This window comes from Nostoc sp. (assembly GCF_036917375.1).
Classification (GTDB): Bacteria; Cyanobacteriota; Cyanobacteriia; order Cyanobacteriales; family Nostocaceae; genus Nostoc.
In genome coordinates, this window is record NZ_JBALDN010000004.1 from 25,153 (window position 1) to 33,615 (window position 8,463).

Here is an 8,463-nt window from a genome sequence, read left to right on the forward strand (position 1 = left end):
AAAGTGGCAACTTTAAATATCTTTAAATAGTCACTGCGGTTATAAATAGTAGGGTGAATATACATAGCTCATTTACCCTCGATCAAGCTGAGTTGCGAATGCTGAGTATTTTTTAATTTACTCAATATTCAGCACTGGCTTAACGCCCTGCTACCGCTAACGGCACTCAGTCTGAGCAAGTGTGTTGTCATAAATATCAGTGCTAGCTACCCCGACATATCACCGTTTGCCATCATTTCTTAATAAAGAGAGAAAACTAGATGCTGAATTTAGTTTCTAGCTGGGAGAGTATTCCTACTCAACCATCTAAGCAACATCGGATTATTGCTGCCATTGACCTGGGAACAAATTCTCTACACATGGTAGTAGTCAAGATTGACCCCACACTACCAGCTTTCAGCATTATTGCTAGAGAAAAGGAAACTGTGAGGCTTGGCGATCGCAATCTTACCACTGGAGAACTCAAACCAGAGATCGTTAAAAAGGCGATCGCTGCTTTAGGACGCTTCCAAGAAGTTGCCAAAACTATCAACGCTGAAACAATCATCGCTGTGGCAACTAGTGCTGTGCGAGAAGCGCCCAATGGTAAAGATTTTTTGCACACAATAGAAACGGAGTTGGGTTTAAGCGTTAACTTGATTTCTGGTCAAGAAGAAGCGCGGCGAATCTATCTTGGCGTGCTGTCGGGGATGGAATTTAACAACCAGCCTCACATGATTATTGATATTGGCGGTGGTTCCACAGAATTAATTTTAGGCGATAGTCATCAAGCCCGGACTCTCACCAGTACCAAAGTTGGTGCAGTGCGACTCACTAGCGAGTTAATCACTACTGACCCCATCAGTACCACTGAGTTCCAGTATCTGCAAGCTTATGCACGCGGGATGTTGGAACGTTCTGTAGAAGAAATCTTAGCAAATCTAGAGTCTGGGGAATCTCCGCGTTTGGTAGGTACGGCGGGTACAATTGAAACCCTGGCGATGATTCATGCACGGGAAAAGTCGGGTGTTATTCCTTCCACTCTCAATGGCTACCAATTTAGTCTTCAAGACTTGCAAGAGTTGGTAAATCGCTTGCGGAAACTGAGTAATTCCGAAAGGGCTGAGATTCCTGGTATGCCAGAGAAACGCCCTGAAGTTATCCTCGCTGGCGCAGTCATATTACAAGAAGCAATGACTCTCTTGGGTAGTGAATCGGTTACAGTTTGTGAGCGTTCTCTGAGAGAAGGCGTAATCGTAGACTGGATGTTAACCCACGGTTTAATTGAAGATAAGCTACGCTACCAAAGTTCAGTTCGGGAACGGAATGTTCTCAAACTGGCAGATAAATACCATATCAATTTAGAATACAGCGATCGCGTGGCAAAATTTGCCGAGAGTTTATTTGACCAAACTCAAGGTACTCTACATCATTGGGGAACTGATGAACGACAAATGCTCTGGGCAGCCGCCATATTACACAATTGCGGTCATTATATCAGCCATTCGTCTCACCACAAGCACTCTTACTATTTAATTCGCAATGGAGAATTACTCGGTTATACAGAAACCGAAATTGAAATTATTGCTAATTTAGCGCGTTATCATCGCAAATCACCGCCCAAGAAAAAACATGAAAACTACCAGAGTTTGCTGACCAAACAACAACGACAAATTGTTAGTCAATTAAGTGCAATTTTAAGATTGGCAGTAGCATTAGATAGACGACAAATTGGTGCAGTCGCTCAAGTGCAATGTGAGTATTATCCACAACTTAAGCAGGTCAATCTGCTAATTTTTCCAACTCAATCAGATGATGATTGTGATTTAGAACTTTGGAGCTTAAATTATAAAAAAGGAGTGTTTGAGGAAGAATTTGGAGTGAAATTAGTAGCAAGTTTAGAAAAGTCTAGTGTTACTAACTTGTCTTAGAAATTAGGGTGCGTTAACACAGTGTAACGCACCTGTACATTGCTTATGTTTATGCTTGCGATCGCTAATCAGCTTGAGAAGTTAGTCTCAATATAAAAGCTTCAGGTAAAAATCAGAAAATTTATCTAATAACTTCTTAAGAAGGTGTTATTAACAACTACCATTATATTATAGAATCAAAATATTAATTAGATTTGCAAAATGTATTAAATTAAAATATATATCTAATCCTGACATCCAACTTTTAGAATATATATCTAATTCTGACATCCAACTTAAGGATGAATTAAAAACTGTCCCAAGAACCATTTAAAAACAAAAAATAGTAATTAGAATAGAGTTAACAATCTATTAAATGTAGGTTATGTTGCTAGTGGATATCTAAGCCGGGAAACTTAGATATCCTTATATAAAATTTCACTAGTTCAATAAGTAATCATGCAGACATAATATTGAGAACTGCAAAAGAAAATTGCGCAGAAGCTTAGAAAGGGGAAGGGAGACAAAGCCTAGCAAGAAGTAGGGGCGTAAGCAATACCTTTCGGTTAAGGGGAAAAGGGGAAGGTGGGGCCCCCTCTGGGGATAAGGGGCAGGGGAAAAGGGAAAAGAAAAGCTTTAACCTTTTCCCCAAACCCAATTTCAAGTTAAAAATGCACAAAGCGAACAGTATTGGGGGCGTAAGGACTTGCGCCCCTACGACTGTTGTTTGCGCTCTGAAGTTATTACAAAAATACTACGCGATCGCCTAATACAGTTTTTAGAGGGTTAACAACCTGATTTAGTATAATTTTTAACTGTATACATATTGGAAGCTAAACTAACTGAAACCGATCCAGACTTATAATTTATGCAATTACACTGAATAATTTTACTGTATAGTGCTTTTTAGTTCGATTGGATAGATAATAAAACTAAGTATGAGCAAAATAGAGAACTCACATTTAAGGAGCTTTAATGACTAAACCTATTACCAGTGCTGTAAATTCGCTAGTAGCAAACTTCTCGCGACGAAATGCACTTTTGTGGCTTGGAGGTAGTGGAATAACTACCGCCTTGATGGTGGGAACACAAAAAGAAGTGAGCGCTAAAGACAACAAAGAGTTGAAATTGGTGAACCCACCAACATTATATAATGCACCCCAAAATGGCTATAGCCATATAGCTGTGACACCATCAAGGGCAAGAACCGTCTATATTTCTGGTCAATTTGGTTCCGATTTACAAGGGAATCTTGTCTCCGATGACTTTGAAAAGCAGTTAATACAGGCTTTTAAAAACCTCCGTTATGCCTTAGCAGCGGTTGGGGCACAACCACAAGATGTCGCAAAAACTACTGTTCTTATAGTGGATCACAACCAAAATAAATTGATTCCGTTAGGACGTGAAATTATAAATTTATGGGGGAATAAACCACCAGCAAATACTCTTATTCCCGTTCCTAGACTTGCACTTGACGGTATGTTGTTTGAAATTGATGCTTATGCGGTAATTCCAGATAACCGTAGTTGAGGACTGGTTATAACATAACCCTATCTAATAACAGTCGGCGGAGTAATAAACTTCCGCTACTGTTAATCAATAATAGTCTCTCCTATTTGAGTAGGTAATTGCTTTTAGTCAGACTACTAAACTTAAATAAAAATTCCAGCAGGTACTAGTAAGTTAGCTATTGTTAGCTTGGCTATTTAAAGTTTAAAGGGAAAAAATGAAAGGTTTTTAATACCATTTTGAAAAATGATTGCGATAGATGGATTCACACCAAGCCAGATCCACCAAGGCAATTCCCAATCCAAAATCTAAAATCTAAAATGGTATAACCTTTTCCCTTTTAATATTTCTCCAGCCCTTACAAGCATATTTTTGAGTTAAAAAATTCCTAATTTACGCTTTGTAGGTTCCTAATTTACTATTGAGAACCTTGACGCTTTGTGCCAGATATTTTATCTCTGTATTGGATGCTTTAAAGCTAAAGCAGCGTGTAATGTACACTACAATTTAAAGCTTCTCTTCATAAATGGTCTCGAAAGTAAAGCCATAGTAATCTTTATTAATTAACATTAAACTGCCGTTATTAATTTGGGAATAATCAACTTATAAATTACTCGGATTTAACAGTATGTTTGACACTCATGTTAATATTTCTGGATACCAAATCATCGAAGAAATCTACAATGGTTCGAGAACTATAGTTTATCGAGGGTATCGAGAAAATGACTCATTACCTGTAGCGATCAAACTACTGAAAAATCCGTATCCATCCTTCAACGAACTAGTGCAGTTTCGCAATCAGTACACCATTGCCAAAAATCTCAACTCATCTTTGATCGTCCAAACCTACAGCCTGGAGGTGTATCAAAATGCCTATGCGTTGGTGATGGAAGATTTTGGTGGCATTTCTCTAAAAGATTATTTTGCTCGCGATCAAACGCAAGATATCAGGTTTTTGCAAGAGTTTTTAGAAATAGCGATCGCACTGTGTAATACCTTAGAGATACTCTATAGTCAGCGCATCATTCATAAAGATATCAAACCGAGCAATATTTTAATTAATCCTCATTCCAAACAAGTTAAATTAATCGACTTTAGTATTGCCTCTCTATTAGCAAGGGAAACGCATACGCTAATCAGCCCCAATGTGTTAGAAGGAACACTAGCTTATATTTCTCCAGAACAAACAGGGAGAATGAATCGGGGAATTGACTACCGGACTGATTTTTATTCACTTGGTGTAACTTTCTACGAATTACTCACAGGTGAGTTACCTTTTCAATCAAACGATCCAATGGAGTTGGTGCATTCCCATATTGCTAAGGTAGCCTCATCAATAGATGTAATTAACTTACAAATTCCGGCGGTAATTTCGGATATCGTTAGCAAATTAATGTCAAAAAATGCTGAAGATCGCTATCAGAGTGTATTAGGATTGAAGCATGATTTAGAAAATTGTTTAGCTCAACTGAAAACAACTGGCAAAATTGAAAGTTTCCCAATTGCCCAAAGGGATGTCTGCGATAGATTTATTATCCCTGATAAACTCTATGGACGAGAAGCAGAAGTAGAAACTCTGCTAGAAGCATTTGAAAATGTCAGCCTGGGAGCAACAGAAATAATCCTGGTAGCTGGGTTTTCGGGGATTGGTAAAACTGCCGTTGTAAACGAAGTGCATAAACCTATTGTTCGTCAACATGGTTATTTTATTAAAGGCAAATTTGACCAATTTAATCGGAACATTCCTTTTTCTGCATTTGTCCAAGCTTTCCGTAACTTCATGGAGCAATTACTAGCAGAAAGTGATGTCCAAATACATAAATGGCAAAATCAAATTATTCAAGCATTAGGTGAAGACGGACAGGTAATTATTGAAGTCATTCCCGAATTAGAAAAAATTATTGGCAAACAACCACCTGCGCCAGAATTATCAGGTAACGCAGCACAAAACCGATTTAATTTATTATTTCAGAAATTTCTCCAAGTATTTACAACTAAAGAACATCCTTTAGTCATATTCTTAGATGACTTACAGTGGGTAGATTCAGCTTCATTAAAACTCATGCAATTATTAATGAATGAAGCTAATCAGGGATATTTATTGTTAATTGGTGCTTATAGAGACAATGAAGTATTCCCAGCACATCCATTGATAGTGATGTTGGATGAAATTCGCAAAACAGGTGTAAAGGTGAATAGCCTGACGCTGAAACCGCTCAACCAATTACAATTGAACCAACTTGTAGCCGATACGTTAAATTGTGCAGAAAACGTGGCATTATCTCTTTCACAATTGATTTACCGTAAAGCTCAAGGGAATCCATTTTTTGCGACTCAAATTCTGAAATCATTACATCAAGATCGACTAATTCAATTCAATTTTGCCGAAGGGTGTTGGCAATGTGACATTTCTCAAATAAATCAGCAAACTTTAGCAGACAATGTTGTTGATTTTATGGTTTTTCAATTACGAAGACTACCAGAATCAACTCAACAACAATTGAAGCTAGCCGCTTGTATTGGTAATCAGTTCGATTTAAAAACATTAGCAATTGTTTCTAAACAATCGGAGGTAGAAACCGCAGATTGTTTATGGAAGGCTTTGCAAGAAGGGTTGATTTTGCCACAAAGTGAGGTTTATAAGTTTTTTGTTGGTTGCGAAAATCCAGCAGCTACTCAAGAACAGTCTGAGATGGTTGTATATAAATTTTTACACGATCGCGTCCAGCAAGCTGCTTATTCACTCATTCCAGAAGCACAAAAACAGTCAACACACTTGCAAATTGGGCAATTGTTGTTGCAGAATACACCTAAAGAGCAGCAAGAGTCAGGAATTTTTGCGATCGTTAACCAATTCAATTACGGATTGGAATTATTAGAAGAAGCTGACGAGCGAGAACATTTATCCCAATTAAATCTAATAGCTGGTTGTAAAGCCAAAAACTCGACGGCTTATGCGACAGCAGTTGAGTATTTAAAAGTGGCAATACTTTTATTACCGATAAATGCTTGGCAAAGTAGCTACGATTTGGCCCTTGCTGTTTACGAATCTGCGGCTGAGGCAGAATATCTCAATACAAACTTTGATTCATCAAAATCATTAGTAGAGATTATCCTCAAAAACGCTAAATCTCCATTAGAAAAAGTTCGTACCTATGAGATTCAAATTCAATCTTATACGGCACAAAATAAATTCATTGAAGCAATAGCCACAGGTAGAGAAGCACTGCAATTATTAGATTTGACGTTACCTGAAGAGGGCAACACTCAAATGATTTTTGAGGAATATGACCAATTAAAACAAATGTTGGTTCATCAATCGATTGCAGCATTGGCAGATATGCCAGAAATGATTGATCCCCAAAAATTAGTTGCGCTCCGTATATTATCGGGTTTGTTTGCTCCAGTCTATATAGCCAAACCGATGTTATTGCCGCTCAAAATTTTTACAATGGTCGAGATTTGTATCAAGTACGGCAACTCACCACAGGCAGCTGTTGCTTACAGTCTCTATGGATTATTTTTGTGCAGCATTGGTGCAATTGAAGATGGGTATCAGTTTGGTAAACTGGCAGTACAACTTTTAGAAAAATTTCAAACTAAAGAACTTAAAAGTAGGGTTTATTTAACATTTAGTCTGTTTATTAAACACTGGAAGGATTCAATTAAATCCACATTGAATCTGTTTTTGGAGGGATTGCAGAGTGGATTAGAAACCGGAAATTTAGAATATGTAGGCTATTGTGCCAATTGCTATTGTCAATTTCTCTTTTGGAGCGGAGAAAACCTAGAAAATGCTGTGCTGGAAGCAGATAAATATTGCGATCTCATGCAGCAAATTAAACAAGAGGTATCTCTGGTTTGGGGAAATATCTGGCGGCAGACAGTGCTAAACTTACAAGGAGAAGCGGCTAATCCCTGTTGTTTAATTGGTAAGCATTTTCACGAAGTTGAAATGTTACCGACTTTAATTGAAACTAATAATATAAATGGTATTTGTTATGTCTATCTAGCAAAAACGCTACTGGCTTATCTTTTTGGAGAATATGAATCTGCTTGGGAATATTCCCAAAAATTTGAGCAGTATGAACAGGGAGCAGCAGGGTTATTAATTGTTCCTTTGCGGAATTTCTATCAATCTTTGAGTTTGTTAACTCTTTGTTCTCAGGTAAATGAAGCACAGCAACAGCTTTATCTCCAGAAAGTAGCCGAAAACCAGTCAAAAATGCAAGAATGGGCGGCTCATGCACCAGTAAATTATCAGCACAAGTACAATTTAATTTTAGCTGAACAAGCTCGTGTAACTGGCGATCGCTTACAAGCCGCAGATTATTATGAAATAGCGATCCAAGAAGCGATCGCCAATGATTATGTTCAGGAAGCCGCGATCGCTAACGAACTTGCTGCCAAATTTTACCTAGAATGGGGTAAAGAAAAAGCCGCAGAAGGATATCTGCAACAAGCATATTACAGTTATGCCCGTTGGGGAGCAAAAGCTAAAACTGATGACTTGGAAAAACGCTATCCCAAATTACTAAAACCCATTTTGCAACAGCAAGAATTCAACTTAAATCCTTTAGAAACCATAGCTAGCATTGCTCGCACATCTAGTTACACTACCAGCAGCACTAATATTTCTGATGCTCTAGATTTAACCTGCATTCTCAAAGCAGCTCAAACTATCTCCAGTTGTATCGAATTAGACGCACTTATCAGCAGTCTCACTCGCATTATCTTAGAAAATTCTGGTGCGAAAACATCTGTATTAATCCTTCCTCAAAAAGATACTTGGCAAGTGCGGGCAATTACCTTTATCGATCAACAGTCCCAGGCTGATGTCAAAACCATTCTTGATTCACAACTAATAGATGCTTGCCAATATATTCCGAGAAAACTGATCAATTACGTTAAAAATACTCAAGAAACCGTCATTATAGACAATTGTCAAACAAATATTCCTGGTGTAATTGGACTGGAGTTTAGACTAAGTAGGAAAAAATGACCCAGCAGCACTGAGTTGATAAAATACAAGCTTTAAACATGGAAATCTTTAATATTAAGCAGA

General features: G+C 37.8%; 3 protein-coding genes. All 3 read left to right on the top strand.

Translation table 11 applies throughout. The features are described 5' to 3' along the window. Nucleotides 1-260 precede the first annotated feature (260 nt). The 3 genes from V7K45_RS01120 (at nucleotide 261) to V7K45_RS01130 (ending at nucleotide 8,400) form a co-directional block, all read left to right on the top strand. A complete protein-coding gene (locus V7K45_RS01120; protein ID WP_334999578.1) occupies nucleotides 261-1,910 on the top strand; it encodes a Ppx/GppA phosphatase family protein in 1,650 nt (549 codons plus the stop codon). 954 nt (nucleotides 1,911-2,864) lie between these two features. Next, a complete protein-coding gene (locus V7K45_RS01125; protein WP_334999580.1) occupies nucleotides 2,865-3,419 on the top strand; it encodes a RidA family protein in 555 nt (184 codons plus the stop codon). Between the two features lie 607 nt (nucleotides 3,420-4,026). Continuing rightward, nucleotides 4,027-8,400: an ATP-binding protein gene (locus tag V7K45_RS01130; RefSeq protein ID WP_334999582.1), complete on the top strand. Its 4,374-nt coding sequence runs from the start codon at nucleotides 4,027-4,029 to the stop codon at nucleotides 8,398-8,400. The last annotated feature ends 63 nt before the right edge of the window (nucleotides 8,401-8,463 follow it).

Bases quoted from the DNA above. Each gene is read 5' to 3' on its own strand.
- V7K45_RS01120 (WP_334999578.1), top strand. From the start codon at position 261: ATGCTGAATTTAGTTTCTAGCTGGGAGAGTATTCCTACTCAACCATCT.
- V7K45_RS01125 (WP_334999580.1), top strand. From the start codon at position 2,865: ATGACTAAACCTATTACCAGTGCTGTAAATTCGCTAGTAGCAAACTTC.
- V7K45_RS01130 (WP_334999582.1), top strand. From the start codon at position 4,027: ATGTTTGACACTCATGTTAATATTTCTGGATACCAAATCATCGAAGAA.